Annotated in this window: 13 protein-coding genes; 8 read left to right on the plus strand and 5 right to left on the minus strand. The window is 61.2% G+C overall.

The window, feature by feature from the left end; all coding sequences use genetic code 11:
* Positions 1 to 162 precede the first annotated feature (162 nt).
* A complete protein-coding gene (gene pheT, locus B5G42_RS14835; RefSeq protein WP_087271946.1) occupies positions 163 to 2,853 on the minus strand; it encodes a phenylalanine--tRNA ligase subunit beta in 2,691 nt (896 codons plus the stop codon).
* An 18-nt stretch (positions 2,854 to 2,871) separates the two neighbouring features.
* On the minus strand, positions 2,872 to 3,897 hold the full coding sequence (gene pheS, locus B5G42_RS14840; RefSeq protein ID WP_087271949.1) for a phenylalanine--tRNA ligase subunit alpha: 1,026 nt from the start codon (positions 3,895 to 3,897) through the stop codon (positions 2,872 to 2,874).
* A gap of 381 nt (positions 3,898 to 4,278) precedes the next feature.
* Between pheS and B5G42_RS14845 the strand changes: the two genes are divergently transcribed.
* Together B5G42_RS14845 and B5G42_RS14850 are read left to right on the plus strand one after the other, a co-directional pair.
* The gene (locus tag B5G42_RS14845; RefSeq protein WP_242955379.1) at positions 4,279 to 5,814 is read left to right on the plus strand and encodes an NAD(P)H-hydrate dehydratase; all 1,536 of its coding nucleotides are present in this window, start codon (positions 4,279 to 4,281) and stop codon (positions 5,812 to 5,814) included.
* Between the two features lie 24 nt (positions 5,815 to 5,838).
* Positions 5,839 to 6,438 carry a hypothetical protein gene (locus B5G42_RS14850; RefSeq protein ID WP_087271952.1) on the plus strand — a complete coding sequence of 200 codons (600 nt, stop codon included), beginning with the start codon at positions 5,839 to 5,841 and terminating at the stop codon, positions 6,436 to 6,438.
* Positions 6,439 to 6,474: 36 nt separating this feature from the next.
* Here B5G42_RS14850 and B5G42_RS14855 read toward each other — a convergent pair whose 3' ends face one another.
* Positions 6,475 to 6,807 carry a hypothetical protein gene (locus B5G42_RS14855; protein ID WP_087188292.1) on the minus strand — a complete coding sequence of 111 codons (333 nt, stop codon included), beginning with the start codon at positions 6,805 to 6,807 and terminating at the stop codon, positions 6,475 to 6,477.
* Between the two features lie 272 nt (positions 6,808 to 7,079).
* Here B5G42_RS14855 and alr point away from each other — a divergent pair, with 272 nt between their 5' ends.
* The 3 genes from alr (at position 7,080) to B5G42_RS14870 (ending at position 9,373) form a co-directional block, all read left to right on the plus strand.
* Positions 7,080 to 8,207, plus strand: coding sequence for an alanine racemase (gene alr, locus B5G42_RS14860; protein ID WP_087271955.1), 1,128 nt, complete (start codon positions 7,080 to 7,082; stop codon positions 8,205 to 8,207).
* Between the two features lie 200 nt (positions 8,208 to 8,407).
* Positions 8,408 to 8,773 (plus strand): type II toxin-antitoxin system PemK/MazF family toxin, encoded by a 366-nt coding sequence (locus tag B5G42_RS14865; RefSeq protein WP_087271958.1) that lies wholly within the window; start codon positions 8,408 to 8,410, stop codon positions 8,771 to 8,773.
* A 54-nt stretch (positions 8,774 to 8,827) separates the two neighbouring features.
* On the plus strand, positions 8,828 to 9,373 hold the full coding sequence (locus B5G42_RS14870) for a hypothetical protein (protein ID WP_087271961.1): 546 nt from the start codon (positions 8,828 to 8,830) through the stop codon (positions 9,371 to 9,373).
* A gap of 51 nt (positions 9,374 to 9,424) precedes the next feature.
* On the opposite strand, the gene B5G42_RS14875 is transcribed toward B5G42_RS14870, so the two are convergent.
* Together B5G42_RS14875 and B5G42_RS14880 are read right to left on the minus strand one after the other, a co-directional pair.
* Entirely contained in the window at positions 9,425 to 10,084 is a 660-nt protein-coding gene (locus B5G42_RS14875; RefSeq protein WP_087271964.1) for a GDSL-type esterase/lipase family protein, read from the minus strand.
* Positions 10,085 to 11,464, minus strand: coding sequence for an ROK family protein (locus B5G42_RS14880; protein ID WP_087271967.1), 1,380 nt, complete (start codon positions 11,462 to 11,464; stop codon positions 10,085 to 10,087). It lies immediately after the preceding gene.
* A gap of 199 nt (positions 11,465 to 11,663) precedes the next feature.
* Here B5G42_RS14880 and B5G42_RS14885 point away from each other — a divergent pair, with 199 nt between their 5' ends.
* The 3 genes from B5G42_RS14885 (at position 11,664) to B5G42_RS14895 (ending at position 15,255) form a co-directional block, all read left to right on the plus strand.
* Positions 11,664 to 12,875, plus strand: a complete 1,212-nt coding sequence (locus B5G42_RS14885; RefSeq protein ID WP_087271970.1) for an AGE family epimerase/isomerase — start codon at positions 11,664 to 11,666, stop codon at positions 12,873 to 12,875.
* A gap of 10 nt (positions 12,876 to 12,885) precedes the next feature.
* On the plus strand, positions 12,886 to 13,743 hold the full coding sequence (locus B5G42_RS14890; protein ID WP_087188299.1) for a MurR/RpiR family transcriptional regulator: 858 nt from the start codon (positions 12,886 to 12,888) through the stop codon (positions 13,741 to 13,743).
* 156 nt (positions 13,744 to 13,899) lie between these two features.
* Positions 13,900 to 15,255, plus strand: coding sequence for an extracellular solute-binding protein (locus B5G42_RS14895; protein WP_343286705.1), 1,356 nt, complete (start codon positions 13,900 to 13,902; stop codon positions 15,253 to 15,255).
* Positions 15,256 to 15,411: the final 156 nt, after the last annotated feature.

Below are 15,411 nucleotides of genomic sequence, written 5' to 3' on the forward strand. Positions count from 1 at the left end.
GGCCAAGTGGTTGTGGAAGGAGAAGCTTTCTCCATTCACGCTTGTACTTCTTTGGCCTCTATATGCCAGAAACCCGGCTTATGCTTCATGCATAAACCGGGTTTCTCGACAGGCTGAAGTCCCCCCGGCACTGCCGGGGGGACTTTTCACATTTTGGGGAAGTTAGCGCAGCACGGCGCCCAGTTCCTTCTCCAAAGCTTCCAGAATAGACTTCACGTCGGCATCGGCCTCCTCGCTGGTGAGGGAGCGGTCGTCGGCCCGGAGGACCAGGTTGAAGGCCACAGACTTCTTGCCTTCGTCCACGCCCTTGCCGCGGTAGATGTCGAAGAGCTTGCACTCCTTCAGCAGGCCCTTGGCTCCCTTGCGGATGCAGGCCTCCAGAGCGCCCACGGTCACCGCCTCGTCGCACACCACAGCGATGTCGCGGGTGAGGTTGGGGAACTTGGGCAGAGGTACATACTCGGGATCGGCGCCCTTGGCGGCCATCAGTGCGTTCAGCTCCAGCTCAGCGCAGTAGAACTGGGCGTCTACGCCGTAGTTCTGAGCTACCAGGGGATGGACCTGGCCCAGCACACCGATGCGCTGGTCGCCGGCATACACGTCGGCCACCCGGCCGGGGTGATAGGAGGGATTGGTCACGCTGGGGACCTCGAAGTGGACGTCCTCGGCCCGCAGGTCCTTGAGAATGGCCTCCACACAGCCCTTGAGGGCGTAGAAATCCATATCGCTGCCATAGGCACCCATAGACAGCACCTTGTTCTCCACGGCCAGACCGTCCTCGCCGCCGGGCAGGTAGATGCGGCCCACCTCATAGAGACGCACGTTCTGGTTGCGGTAGTTGTAGTTCCGGGTCAGGATCTCCAGCATGGAGGGCAGCACGGTGGTACGCATGATGGAGGTATCCTCGCCCAGGGGGTTGAGGATCTTGAAGGACTGGCGGCGGGCATCATCGGCGTCCCAGCGGATCTTGTCATAGCAGGTGGGGGAGATGAAGGAGTAGGTGATGATCTCGTCAAAGCCCATGGCCCGGCACAGGGAGCCCAGCTGGCGCTCCAGCTTCTCCTCCACAGAGAAGCCGCCCAGGGTGGTCTGGCCACGCATGAGGGTGATGGGGATGTTGTTGTAGCCGTGGAACCGGGCCACTTCCTCGGCCAGGTCGGCCATGCCGATCACGTCGCCGCGCCAGGAGGGCACGGTGACCTGATCGCCTTCCACCTGGAAGTCCAGCTTCTTCAGGATGGACACCATCTCGCTCTCGGCGATGTCGGTGCCCAGCAGGCCGTTGATCTTCTCGGGCTCCAGCTTGAGGACACGGGGCTGGGGTACATAGTTGAGGATATCGATGGTGCCGTCCAGCACCTCGCCGGCGCCCAGCAGCTCCACCAGCTCGCAGGCCCGGTTGACAGCAGGCAGGGTGTTCAGGGGGTCCAGACCCTTCTCGAACTTGGCGGAAGCCTCGGTACGCATACCCAGGGCCAGTGCGCCCTTGCGGATGCAGGTGCCGTCGAAGCAGGCGGACTCAAAGACCACGTCCACAGTGTCGTCCACGATCTCGCTGTTCTCGCCGCCCATGATGCCGGCAAGACCCACGGCCCGATGTTCATCGGCAATGACCAGGTGGTTGGCGTTGAGCTTGCGCACCTGGCCGTCCAGAGTGGTGAGCTCTTCGCCCTCTTCCGCACGGCGGACGATGATCTTGCCGCCCTTCACATAGCGGTAGTCAAAGGCGTGCATGGGCTGGCCGTACTCCAGCATGACGTAGTTGGTGATGTCCACGATGTTGTTGATGGGACGCACGCCCATGGAGCGCAGCCGCTCCCGCATCCACTTGGGGGAGGGGGCGATCTTCACGTTGCGCACCATCCGGGCGGTGTACCGGGGGCACAGGTCGCTGGCGGGGGTCTCCACGTCCAGCAGCTCCATCAGGCTGCCGTTTCCGCCGCCCTTGACCACAGGCTCGTGGAGGGTAAGGGGGGCGTCAAAGGTGGCGGCGGCCTCCCGGGCCAGACCGATGACGGAGAGACAGTCGGGGCGGTTGGGGGTGATCTCAAACTCGACCACGTGGTCGTCGGCGCCGATGACCGGCTTAATGTCGTCGCCGGGCTTGCAGTCCTCGTTCAGCACGAAAATGCCGTCGGGGATGCAGTGGGGGAACTCGGCCTGCTGGGCGTGGAGATCCTCCAGGGTGCAAATGGTATTGCTCTTGGTGTTGTAGGCCACCAGGTCCTCCTCGTGGAGGTTGGGGCAGGTGGTGGAGACGGTAGCAGTGCCGTCGCCGGTATCCAGAGTGACGTCATAGGTGGAATAGCCGGTGGTGGTGACGCCGGTCACCTTGGCGCACACCACAGGGCCATAGACTTTGTGGCCGGGCTGGATATCGGCAGGGATGGAGGGCTTGTCCTTGTCCAGGGGGTGATAGTCACCCAGAATGGCGGCGGGGGTGATGACGCCATAGGGGAAGTCGCGGGTATCCAGACCCAGCTCAGCCAGGCCGCAGAACATACCGTTGGACACTGCGCCACGCAGCTTGCCCTTCTGGATCTTCACGCCGCCGGGCAGGGTGGACTTGTGGAGGGCCACCGGCATCAGGTCACCGGGATGGATATTCCAGGCGCCGGTGACGATCTGGATGGGCTCCTCCTGAGCCACGTCCACCTGGCAGATCCACATATGGTCGGAATCGGGGTGGCGCTCCATGGACAGCAGGCGGCCCACCACCACATTGGAGATCTCCTCTCCCAGGTCGTGAGTCAGCTCCACCTTGGAGCCGGACAGGGTCATGGCCTCGGCAAATTCCTTGTCGGAGGCAGTCACAGTGACAAATTCATTCAGCCATTTTCTGCTCAGATTCATTGTTCCTACACTCCTTTCTTAGAATTGCTCCAGGAACCGCACGTCGTTTTCGAAGATGAGCCGCAGGTCGGCGATCTTGAACCGGCGCATGGCGGTACGCTCCAGACCGATGCCGAAGGCCCAGCCGGAGTACACGTTGGGGTCAATGCCGCTCATCTCCAGCACCCGGGGGTGGATCATACCCGCGCCCAGCAGCTCGATCCAGCCCTCGCCTTTACAGGTGGGGCAGCCCACGCCGCCGCACTTGTGGCACTGCACGTCCATCTCGCAGGAGGGCTCGGTGAAGGGGAAATGGTGGGGACGGAACCGGGTCTTGGTACCCTTGCCGTACAGCTGCTCCACCACGGTATTTAGGGTGCCCTTCAGGTCGGCCATGGTGACACCCTTGTCGATGACCATGCCCTCCACCTGATGGAACATGGGGGAGTGGGTGGCGTCCACCTCGTCCTTGCGGTACACCCGGCCGGGTGCGATGATGCGGATGGGCAGCTCCATGGTGTCCATGGCCCGGACCTGCATGGGGGAGGTCTGGGAGCGGAGCATCACACGGCTATCCTCATCAAAGTAGAAGGTATCCGACCAGTCACGGGAGGGGTGGCCCTCCTCGGCGTTGAGGCGGTCAAAGTTCAGCTTGGCCAGCTCCACCTCGGGGCCGTCCAGAACGGTGAAGCCCATGCCGATGAAGATCTCCTTGATCTCATCCAGGGCGATATACATGGGGTGGCGGTGGCCGGCCTTAACAGCCTTGCCGGGGACAGTGATGTCCAGGGCCTCAGCCTTCAGCCGGTCCTCCAGGGCCTTGGCCTCCAGCTCCTTGCCCTTGGCCTCCAGGGCGCTTTCCAGGGCGGAGCGGACCTCGTTGGCCAACTGACCCATGGCGGGGCGCTCCTCAGCGGACAGCTTGCCCATCATTTTCAGAACGGCGGTAAGCTCGCCCTTCTTACCCAGGTACTTCACCCGCAGGGCGTCCAGCTCCTGGGCGTTGCCGGCGCCGTCCAGTGCGGCCAGCGCTTCCCGGCGTATGGTCTCCAGTGTTTCCTTCATATTCGCAGCTCCTTTTGCAGTGATACGATTTGTAAACAAAAAAGCCTTCCATCCCAATCCATTGGGACGAAAGGCAAACCTTCCGCGGTACCACCCGCAATTCCCGCACGCAGCGGGCACTTTGGCCCCGATAACGTGGGGCAAATCCGTCCCTGTCTCCAGGGCCGCTCCAGGACGAACCGAACGGGCCAACCCCACATCCGCTTTCAGCCGGTGACGGACGCTCTCTGCTGGGCGGGGAACCGCTCTTTTTCCCTTCTTCGCAAGTAAGATTATTTATAGCACAGTTTGACAGAAAGTGCAAGATTAAAATTGACGAGGCGGGATGGACAGCATATAATGGGGCTGCCAGAACGAAAGAACCAAGGAACAGGAGTGTGTATGAATATGTGGATCGCCACAGCACAGCAGATGCGGGAAACCGACCGGATCGCCATTCAGGAGCGGGGAATTCCCTCCACCGACCTGATGGAGCGGGCGGCGGCGGCCCTGGCCGAGGAGGTCATGAGCCTGGCGGGGGATTGTGCCGGACGGGTGGTGTGCTTCTGCGGGCCGGGCAACAACGGCGGCGACGGCGTGGCCTGCGCCCGGCAGCTGCTGGAGGCGGGATTTGAAGTGCGATGTGTCCTGGTGGGCAGCCATGAGAAGATGACCCAGGATACCCGAGCCATGGAGGCGAAACTGGCGGCGGCAGGAGGAAAACTGGAACCCTTCCAGCCCGATGATGCTGAGTTTGCCGCCTGGTGCCTGGAGGCCAATGTGATGGTGGACGCCCTCTTCGGCATCGGGCTGAACAGCGATATACGGGGGGATGCCCTTACCGCCGTCCATATGATGAACACCTGCGATATCCCGGTGGTGTCCGCCGATATCCCCAGCGGAGTAGAGACCGACACCGGCCGGGTGCTGGGGGAGGCGGTACACGCCGCCCGCACTGTTACCTTCACCCTGCCCAAAGCGGGCCACTATGTAGGGAAAGGTGGACTGTGTACCGGCAAGCTGACGGTAGCCGATATTGGGATTCCCAAAGATTTGGTGGATGCTCTGGACTGCCCGGTAAGTACCGTGGAGGCGGCCGATGTACGCCTGCCCCGCCGGCCTCTGGACGCCCATAAGGGGGACTTTGGGCGATGCGCCATTCTGGGAGGCTGTGTGGGCTATACCGGCGCTCCGGTGCTGGCTGCCCAGGCGGCAGTGCGCTCCGGCGCGGGGCTGGTGTCGGTGGGAGTGCCTGCCCCCATCTGGGCGGTAGCCGCAGCCAAGCTGGACGAGGCTATGCCCTACCCCCTGCCGGCAGGCAAGGAGGGGCAGCTGTCTCTGGAGGCTGGAGAAGTGATCCATCATAAGCTGGCGGGCTGCGGTGTGTGCCTCATCGGCCCTGGCCTGGGCCGGGGCAATGGTGTGGCGGCTGTGGTGCGTCACCTGCTGCATGAGATCCATATCCCCGTGATCCTGGATGCCGACGGCATAAACGCTCTGGAAGGACATATAGATGTACTGGACGCCCGGCAGGGCCTTCACACGGTGCTTACCCCCCATGACGGGGAGTTTGCCCGCCTGGGAGGCGATCTGTCCGACGGGGACCGGCTGGGAGCGGCCCGGCGCTTTGCCATGGAGCATACCTGCTGTCTGGTGCTCAAGGGCCACCGCACCATCACCGCTTTCCCGGACGGTACCGCCTACATCAACACCACCGGCAACCCCGGTATGGCCAAGGGAGGCAGCGGCGACGTGCTGGCGGGAGTGATCCTCTCCCTGCTGGGACAGGGCCTGCCCGCCCGGCAGGCGGTGCCCATGGCGGTGTGGCTCCACGGCGCGGCCGGTGATCTGTGCGCCCAGGAGATTGGGGAGTACGGCATGACGCCTACCGACGTGGTGGCGGCGCTGCCCCGGGTGATCAAGGAATCTGTGGAATAAGCGTGGAATAAAGGGGGAGACGGAGTGCGCCGCCGGTTTGGTTCGTGCGTACTGACGATAACCCTGTGCCTGGCTCTGGCTGCCTGCGGCGGCGGGGCTACCGGCGCAGAGCAGCTGGCCCTGGACATCCGGGGCGAATATCTGGCTATGGAGGGGTGTACCGCCCAATTAACTGTGACCGCTGACTATGGACAGCGGGTCTATGAATATGGCCTGGATCTGGAGTACCGGCGGGAAGGGGAGAGCGTACTCACTGTCACCAGCCCGGACGCCGTGGCTGGAGTGACCGCCCGGCTGAAGGACGGCAGCGGGTATCTGGAATATGACGGCGTGTGGGTGGAGACCGGCCCCTTGGACGACAGCGGCATGAGTCCCATGGAGGCGGTACCCGTCTTACTGCGCTACGCCACCGAGGGTTTTATCGCAGAGTGTGCCATGGAGGAGACCGGAGAGGGGCAGGTTCTGCGGGTGATCTGCCGGGACCCGGAGGCCAAGGCAGGGGAGGGCCAGGAGTGCTCCCTCTGGTTTGATCCGGACAGCCACGCCCTCCTTCGGGGAGAGTTGTCCCAGGATGGCTTTACCGTGATCCAGTGCGTCTTTTCCGATTTTGCAACGATGGAATAAATACAGCGGGGTGCTGCCTGGCAGCACCCCGCTGTATTAAAATGCGGTGGTATCGTTGTCCTCAGAGTCGGCCTGAGCGGCTTCCTGCTCCAGGTCGTCCAGCTCTGCCAGACGGCGGCGCAGCTCTTCCCGCTGCTGGGCATTCATCTGGCTGACGTGCCGGTCGAACTGCTCCTCCCGGCGGCGCTGGGCCTCCTCCTGACATTTGCGCTGGAGCTCGGCGCCGTGCTTGCGGCCTTCCTCCACCGCGGCGGCGCCCTTTTCCACCAGGAACTTGCCGGCCTTACCCATCTGCTCGGCAGCCAGAGCTACCAGGCCTACGCTGGCCAGGCCTACATCGGCAAATACCTTTCCTACATCTTCCATCATGGAACAAACCTCCTTAGATCCCGTCGGATACAGGCGGCGGGAGCATGGTGCGAAAACTGTTTCTATGCCTATAGTATATCCGGAAGCAGGAAAAATGTCTTGGAAATTGTATGAACATTAGATGAAAAATCCATGAAAGACCGTTCGGTTCGGGGTTGTGACCGGCGGGGCGGCGTAGTATAATAAGGACCAATGAACTGTCCTTTGGCAGCTTTGCTGTGTCAGCCGCCCGGCGGCGGGCATTTTGTATCTCAAGGTAAAGAGGAAATCAGATGAAACAAACGCAGACAAGAACATGGACGGAGATCGACCTGTCCAATCTGGAACATAATTATCGGGCGCTGCGGGCCATGCTGCCCCAAGGCTGCCGGTTTCTGGGCGTGGTGAAGGCGGACGCCTATGGCCACGGCGCGGTACAGGTAGCCCGGCGGCTGGAGACGCTGGGCGCGGAATATCTGGCAGTGGCCTGCCTGGACGAGGCTCTGGAGCTACGGCAGGCTAGGATTACCACCCCTATCCTGATTCTGGGCTATACGCCCACCGAGCGGGCGGAAGCTCTGCTGGACAATGGCATCACCCAGACGGTCTATGATGTGGAGATGGCCCGCGCCCTATCCAACGCGGCAGCTGCTGCGGGCAAGACCCTGAAGATCCATGTGAAGGCGGATACCGGGATGTCCCGGCTGGGCTGGCTGTGCGGCGGGGAGGATCAGAGCGCCGCTGTGGAGGCCATTGCCCAGGTGTGCGCTCTGCCCGGCCTGGAGGCGGAGGGCATCTACACCCACTTTGCCAACGCCGACGGGGATGAGGACTATACCATGCTCCAGTTTACCCGTTTTCTGGATCTGTTGGAGGCGCTGAAGGAGCGGGGGATCACCTTTGCCATCCGTCACTGCGCCGCCAGTGCTGCTGCCCTGAAGTTCCCCTGCACCCACCTGGACATGGTCCGGCCTGGCATCGCCCTGTACGGACACTATCCAGATCCCTCCTGCGAGGGGCTGGACGGCCCCGGCCTGCGGCCGGTGATGACCCTCAAGACTCGGGTGGCCTCTGTGAAAACCGTGCCCGCCGGTACGCCGGTGAGCTACGGCTGCACACATGTGCTGGATCGAGAGACCAAACTGGCCGCTCTTACCATCGGTTATGCCGACGGTCTGCCCCGGCTGTGCTCCGACAAGCTGGAGGTGCTGATTGGCGGCCAGCGGGCTCCCGTTGTGGGCCGGATCTGTATGGATATGTGTATGGCGGACGTCACCGGGCTGGACGTGGCGCCGGGAGATGAGGTGGAGGTGTTCGGCGAGCACCTGCCCATTGAGGATGTAGCCGCTCTGGCGGGCACCATTCAGTATGAGCTGTTGTGCGCCGTGTCCCCCCGGGTTCACCGGGCCTATCTGGACTGAGACACCGGCTGGCCGGCGGGCGCATACAATGGGCCGGGGGAGAAAGGCCCGGCCAGGCGGCGGAGGACCGGCCTGCCCCGCGAAATTTTGCAGGACGGGTATAATTCCCGCCGCCCCGTGGGAGAATCATAGTGACCGCGTTACATAGGCCTCCGGTCGTGTGACGCTGGTGACTATTTTCCGGCGGAGTGTGAGCTTTTGTGGACAACAGCGTAAAACGCGGAGACATTTTTTATGCCGATCTGAGCCCTGTGGTGGGCAGCGAGCAGGGAGGCGTGCGGCCGGTACTCATCGTGCAGAACGACACCGGCAACCGGCACAGCCCCACCGTGATTGCGGCGGCTATCACGTCCCAGACCGGCAAGGCCCGTCTGCCCACCCACATCGAGCTCTCAGCCAACACCTACGGTCTCCCCAAGGAGTCGGTGGTGCTGCTGGAACAGATCCGGACGCTGGACAAAAGGCGGCTGAGAGAGCACATGGGTCGGCTGGACGAAGCGCAGATGCAGCGGGTGGACAACGCCATCGCGGTCAGCTTTGGCCTGCACACAGAAACCATGGTTTAAGGACAAGAGGGGAGCCGTCCCCAAGGGCGGCTCCCCGTCAGACAGGAGGTACATATGAAGCAGAGCAAAGGACTGGTCCGGCTCATCTCCGGCGGTTTGGTCACCCTGGCCCTGGTGGGTGTGGCGGTGGCTGCCGGGCAGCAGGGCAGCAAGAATGACCCCCTGGTTACCCTCAGCTATCTGGAGGATCAGGCGATCCCAGCCATTTTGGATCAGGTGGATGACAAAGTGGCGGACAAGCAGTCTGAGTTGGAGAAAAAGCTGTCCGATGTGGTGGACGGCTATGTGGATGAGGTGGAAAAAGCCCTCAGCGGCAGTTCTGGCTCCACTTCCGCCGGCGGTGTGTTCCAGATCGTTAATCTGAAGGCGGGACAGACTGTGGTGGGCACCGCGGCCTGCGAATTTCTGCTGCGGACCGGCACGGCAGTCTGTGTGTCCGATACGGCCCCCGGCCTCATCGACACCACTGACGGCTCGGCCCTGGCCGGCGGGAAAAACCTGACCACCAACCACCTGTATCTGGCAACCATCGATGGCCGGGGGGTCAAGGCCTCCGCCGATGTGACCATCATGGTCCGGGGTGGCTATACCATTAAATAATAATGTGTAAAGATAAAAAATGTGGACGGCATTGCCGTCCACATTTTTTGTTCAGATCAGGGTGGGAATCAACTGGGCCAGAGCTTGGGCCAGTTTGGCGTGGCTCTCCCGGGTCAGGTGCATATAGTCCACCGTATTACAGGTAAGGTCCAGGGTGTTGGCGTCCAGAAAGGCGCAGCCGGTCAGCCGGGCCACGGCCTCATATTCCGCCGCCAGCCCCCGGGTCTTTTCCACACAGCCGGGTCCCATCTCATCGGCCACCGGGGAGGTATAGACACCCTCCTCAATGGCTTTGGGAGCAATCATAAGAATGTTGGGCTTGCCGTCCGGCCAGCAGTCCAGGGCCTGAGCGGCCCGGACCAGCCGTTCCATACCCCGGCCGATGGTGTAGGCGTTGGTCCCGAAGCGTTCCTTGGAATCATTGGTGCCCAGCATGACCACCAGCAGGTCCACCGGCTTGTGGCTTTTCAGGCAGGAATAGAGGCAGGACAGGGCGGACAGGCCCTCCTCCACCGGGTCGTCAAACACGGTGGTGCGGCCGGACAAACCCTCCTCCACCACCAGATACCTGTCTCCCAGAGTCTGCTGCAGCCGGCAGGTCCAACGCTCCTCCTCATTGAAGCGGAAGCAGGAACCGTCGGCGCAGTCGGCAGGATCGGGACAGTAGCCATGGGTGTTGGAGTCTCCCAGACAGACGATGTGGCGCCGCATTTACTTGATCTCGGGCAGGGAGGCGGCGGCCACGGACTGACCCACACGGCGGGCCTTCTCGTCCGGCATGGTGGGGTTGATCTTGGAGGCGATATCAGGATACTCGTCGGCCAGCACACTCTTGCAGGTGTCCAGCAGCAGGTCGCCGCCCTTGCCGGACATAACGCGGCCCAGCAGCAGCACGTGCTTGAAGCCGTAGAAGTGATAGTACAGAGCCAGAGAGTGGGCCAGATATACGCCGATGGAGCGGTACACCGCGGCGGCGCCGGGGTTGCCCTCCTCCATAGCCTTCTGCACCACCTTCAGCTTCTCGGCGGGGGAGAGGGCGGGGTCCAGCTCAATGCCGCCGGCGGGGGCCAGCTTGATGACACCGTCCTGAGAGAAATACTTCACGCCGCAGCCGATGTCGCCGGACCACTCGTCCTCCATGGCGTCGGGGTTGGCGTCCACGGGGGCGAAGGCCAGCTCGTTGAGCCAGCCGGTGATGTTGCCGTTCTGGTCCACATAGCCCACGGCCTCGCTGGTGCCCATGGCAATGCCCATGATGTTGTTCTCTTCCAGGCTCATGGCACCGGCCAGAGCGGACACGTCGCCGTCGTTAGCTACCACATAGGGCACATCGCCAAAGGTATCCTTAATGGCGCGGATATAGATGTCCTTCACCTTGGCGTCAAAGTCCTCCTTGGGCACCTTCAGGAACAGGGAGGCCACCATGGTGCGGTTCTCGATGTAGATACCGGCGGAGGAGACGCCCACCGCGTCCACCCGGGGCATATGCTGGGCGGCGGATTTGAGGGCGGACACGATGCCCTCGTAGTGGTAGTCAGGGTCGGCAGTGATCTTGGGATACCAGACCACTTCCTCGCTGAACACAGGCTCGCCATCGATGACGGCGGACACCTTGCGGTCGGAGCCGCCGGCGTCAAAGCCGATGCGGCAGCCGCCCAGGTGACGGCCCACGGCCTGAGGATTGCTCTTCTCGGCGGGCACCTGGTCGCAGTACACAACCTCAAAAGGCTTCTCATACACATTGGACATGAAGTCGGCATCGAAGGAGCGCTTGCCGCCCACACAGTAGGTGGCCTTCATGGCCTCAAAGATCTCCTTGTCGCCGCTGATGTACACCTTGAAGCCGCCCATATACCACAGCATCGTCTTGATGAGCCGGTCCACATAGTAGCGGTCGGCCTCAGCCATGTCGGGGGTACCGTGGACGAAGGTCTTGTAGACGGCTACCTCGCCGCCGGCCCGTTCCACGGCCAGATCCAGAGGCTTTTTGGCGTCCTTCAGGAAGGATGCAAAAAATTTGCCCAGGGGGAGGAAACCGGGGTCCAGCTCGGGGACGTGTTTGACAGGGACTTCAATGCCAAGATGTTTCATGAGACATCCTCCTTAACATATATGGGAAACAGAAAGCTCGTTATATGTATAGGCTACCAGTTTTTTTAAATCTGTCAAGCATATTTTCAGGATTCTGAAAATTATTTTCTTCCCAGGTCTTGACGGGGGATGGACCGACGGGTATGATGGAACCAACGGGGGATCATCTCCCAACAATGGAAAGGTGGGAATTGCGATTATGGATATCACTGCACGTCTGCAGGATCATCAGAAATGGATCAAGGAAGAGCTGGAGCGGAGCGTCAACTTCTGGCTGAAAAATGGCATGGACCCGGTAAACGGGGGCGTCTACACCTGCCTGGACCGGGAAGGCAAGATCTTCTCCACCGACAAGAGCGTATGGATGCAGGGCCGCTGCGCCTGGATGTTTGCCTATCTGTGCCACACCTATGGGGTGAAGGACGAGTGGCTGGCTGCCAGCAAGAGCTGCCTGGACTTTATTGAGCGCTGCTGCATCAACCGGGAGGCAGGCAACCGGATGTACTTCACCGTGACCGGTGACGGCAAGCCTCTGCGTCAGCGCCGCTATTGTTTCTCCGAGGGGTTCTACGCCATCGCCAACGCCGAATATTATGGTGTTACCGGGGACAAGGAGTGCCTGGAGCGTGCCCGCGCTGCCTATGAGCTGATCTGGAATCTGAATCAGGGCCTGATCAAGGACCCCACCGGACTGGGCCCCAAGACCATTCCTGAGACCCGTTCCGGCCGCGCTCTGGCCAACCCCATGATCTACCTGAACATCACCTCCGTGCTGCGTCGGGTGGACCCCGAGCAGGCTGAGCTGTATAACCAGCGGGCCGCTCAGTGTGTGGACGAGATCTTCCGCTACCACTATAAGCCCGAGCTGGGCTGCACTCTGGAGAGCGTGGGCCCCAACGGCGAGTTCCGGGGCGATGTGACCGAGGGACGTGTGGTCAATCCCGGCCACGACATCGAGTGCTCCTGGTTCCTGATGGAGGACGCCAACCTGCGGGGCAACAAGGAACAGCACGCCACCGCCATCAAGATCTTTGACCAGGCCATCAATGCTGGCTGGGACAAGGAGTACGGCGGACTGCTCTACTTTATTGACTGCCTGGGCCGTCCCCCCGAGGCCTACGAGCACGACATGAAGCTGTGGTGGCCTCACGACGAGATCCTCATCGCCTCTATGATGATCTATCGTGATACCGGCGACGAGAAGTATCTGGAGTGGTTTGAAAAGACCCTGGATTACTGCAAGAAATACTTCTCTGATCCTGAGTACGGCGATTGGTACGGCTATCTGCGCCGGGACGGCAAGCCCACCGAGCCTCCCTGCAAGGGTTCCACCTTCAAAGGTCCCTTCCACCTGCCTCGGATGCTCATCATGTGCGATCAGATGATCGGCCAGATCCTGGAGCGGAATTGAGAGGGCGGCAATGCCGTTAGTAAATGTCTTTGAACGGATCAACAGCGAGTACTACCAGCTGACCAGCGCGGAGAAAAAGGTGGCCGACTACGCCGTTATCCACCAGCAGCAGACCCAGTTTATGTCCATCTCGGAGCTGGCGGAGGAGGCCGGCGTGGCCGAGGCCACCATCTCCCGTTTCTGCAAACGGCTGGGTTACAAGGGCTACAGCGCTTTTAAGCTGGCCATTGCCAACGCCACTGCCGGCCGGATGGATCACAGTGCCGCAGAGGCGGGAGAGCTGGAGGAAGAGGACAGCGTGGAGGGAATGTGCCGCGCTGTTTATCGCAGCGATTCCGAGGCCCTGGCCCAGACTCTGGAGCTGATCCAGGCGGATGCGGTGCGCAAGGCGGCGGATATGATCGTCTCCGCCGGCCGGGTACTGTGCATGGGCCAGGGAGGATCCATGATCCTTTCCCAGGAGTGTGCCCACCTGTTCAGCACCATTCAGCTGAATTTTACAGCGGTCATGGACTCCCATCTTCAGGCGATTGCCGCCTCTCAGCTCACCCCCGGCGATCTGGTCATCTATTTCTCCTACTCCGGCTCCACCAAAGAGCTGATGAAGAACCTCCAGATTATCCGGGACCGGAAAGCACGGATTATCCTGGTTACCCGGTTCCCCAAGTCTCCCGGCGCCGCCTATGCCGACATTGTGCTTCAATGCGGTTCCCGGGAGGGCCCCCTCCAGGGCGGTTCCGTAGCTGCCCGTATTGCCCAGCTCTATCTGATGGATGTACTCTTCCATGAGGTATGCCGCCGGGATCGGGAGGGCTGCCGTGCCAGACAGGAACTGGTGGCTGAAGTGTTGTCAGACAAACACATTTGACCGTCAACAGTGGAATTTGAAAAAAATTTGCAGACACCGCAAAAGAAGAAAGAAAATGTGCAATTCGCTATTGACAAATCTTGTGTTGAACTGTACAATCTACACAACGGGTTACCACTGAGTAATCACGAAAATTATCAAAAATGAGGAGGATGAATGATGAAGAAGAAACGTATTCTTGCGCTCATGCTGGCTGCCTCCATGTCTCTGGGCCTGGCTGCCTGCGGCGGCGGCGGCACCAGCGAATCCCCCGCCGGCAACACCGACACCCCGTCCGGCAACACTCCCTCCGGCTCCGGCGAAACTGTGGAGCTGACCATCTGGACCTACCCCATCGGCAAGTTTGGTGACTATGACACCATGCAGGCTCTGATCGATGAGTACACCGCCGCCAACCCCGGCGTGTCCATCAAGTTCGAGCTGCTGGACTACACCAACGGTGATACTCAGGTTACCTCCGCTATCACCAGCGGCACTGCTCCTGACATCATCATGGAGGGTCCCGAGCGTCTGGTGACCAACTGGGGCGCCAACAACCTGATGGTGGACCTGTCCGACCTGTGGACCGAAGAGGCCACTGCCGACATCGCCGCCACCAGCGAGGCTGTTGTGAATGCCTGCCAGCTGGACGGCAAGTACTATGAGTATCCTCTGTGCATGACCACCCACTGCATGGCCATCAACTATGAGGTCTTTGAGCAGGCTGGTGCTCTGCAGTACATCGACGAGGAGACCCGCACCTGGACTACTGACAACTTCGTGAAGGCCATGGAGGCCGTCCGCGACTCCGGTCTGGTGGCCGTGCCCGGTATCGTTTACTGCGGCGGCCAGGGCGGCGACCAGGGCACCCGCGCTCTCGTCAACAACCTGTACTCCGGCACCTACACCAATGCCGACCACACTGAGTACACCGCAAACTCTCCTGAGAACGTGAAGGCTCTGGAACTCATCAAGTCCATGGTGGACAATGGCTCTCTGAACGCCAACGCCGGCTTCCAGGCTGCTGATGAGCTGCAGCAGTTTGCCAACGGCACCGCTGCTGTGACCTTCTGCTGGAACGCTTCCAACAAGGCTCAGTACGCTTCTCAGGTTGCTTTCACCCCCTATGCCATGGCTTTCCCCTCTGACGACGGCGTGCCCGAGCTGTGCGGCGGCATCTGGGGCTTCGGTATCTTTGACAACGGCGACGAGGCCAAGATCGAGGCTGCCAAGGACTTCATCCGCTACATCTGCGACGATCCCGAGCAGTCCAAGGAGAGCGTGCAGCTGACCGGTTTCTTCCCCGTCCGTGCTTCTCTGGGCAACGTGTACGAGGGTACCGACACCGAGGCTGATGCCGCTGAGTTCCTGACCCTGATGCCTTACATGGGCGACTACTACAACGTCATCGGCGGCTGGACCGAGCAGCGCACCAACTGGTGGAATATGCTCCAGAAGATCCTGACCGGCGGCGTGGATGCTCAGACTGCTGCTGACGAGTTTGTCAGCGCCAGCAACGCTGCCATCGGCTAAGCGGCGCAAGTATGATCTGACGCACTTTCTGTGCCCGCTCCCTGTGAGGGGGCGGGCACAGTTGCTTTTCCAAAATGATTTGGAGAGGTGTGCAAATAAGTTCGAAAAGAGGGGAGAATCTCATGGCACAAAACGCCGTAGCAACGGTCGCGAAGA

The organism is Flavonifractor sp. An91 (assembly GCF_002159225.1).
GTDB lineage: Bacteria > Bacillota > Clostridia > Oscillospirales > Oscillospiraceae > Flavonifractor > Flavonifractor avicola.

Bases quoted from the DNA above. Each gene is read 5' to 3' on its own strand.
- pheT (WP_087271946.1), bottom strand. From the start codon at position 2,853: ATGAATCTGAGCAGAAAATGGCTGAATGAATTTGTCACTGTGACTGCC.
- pheS (WP_087271949.1), bottom strand. From the start codon at position 3,897: ATGAAGGAAACACTGGAGACCATACGCCGGGAAGCGCTGGCCGCACTG.
- B5G42_RS14845 (WP_242955379.1), top strand. From the start codon at position 4,279: ATGAATATGTGGATCGCCACAGCACAGCAGATGCGGGAAACCGACCGG.
- B5G42_RS14855 (WP_087188292.1), bottom strand. From the start codon at position 6,807: ATGATGGAAGATGTAGGAAAGGTATTTGCCGATGTAGGCCTGGCCAGC.
- alr (WP_087271955.1), top strand. From the start codon at position 7,080: ATGAAACAAACGCAGACAAGAACATGGACGGAGATCGACCTGTCCAAT.
- B5G42_RS14870 (WP_087271961.1), top strand. From the start codon at position 8,828: ATGAAGCAGAGCAAAGGACTGGTCCGGCTCATCTCCGGCGGTTTGGTC.
- B5G42_RS14875 (WP_087271964.1), bottom strand. From the start codon at position 10,084: ATGCGGCGCCACATCGTCTGTCTGGGAGACTCCAACACCCATGGCTAC.
- B5G42_RS14880 (WP_087271967.1), bottom strand. From the start codon at position 11,464: ATGAAACATCTTGGCATTGAAGTCCCTGTCAAACACGTCCCCGAGCTG.
- B5G42_RS14885 (WP_087271970.1), top strand. From the start codon at position 11,664: ATGGATATCACTGCACGTCTGCAGGATCATCAGAAATGGATCAAGGAA.
- B5G42_RS14890 (WP_087188299.1), top strand. From the start codon at position 12,886: ATGCCGTTAGTAAATGTCTTTGAACGGATCAACAGCGAGTACTACCAG.
- B5G42_RS14895 (WP_343286705.1), top strand. From the start codon at position 13,900: ATGATGAAGAAGAAACGTATTCTTGCGCTCATGCTGGCTGCCTCCATG.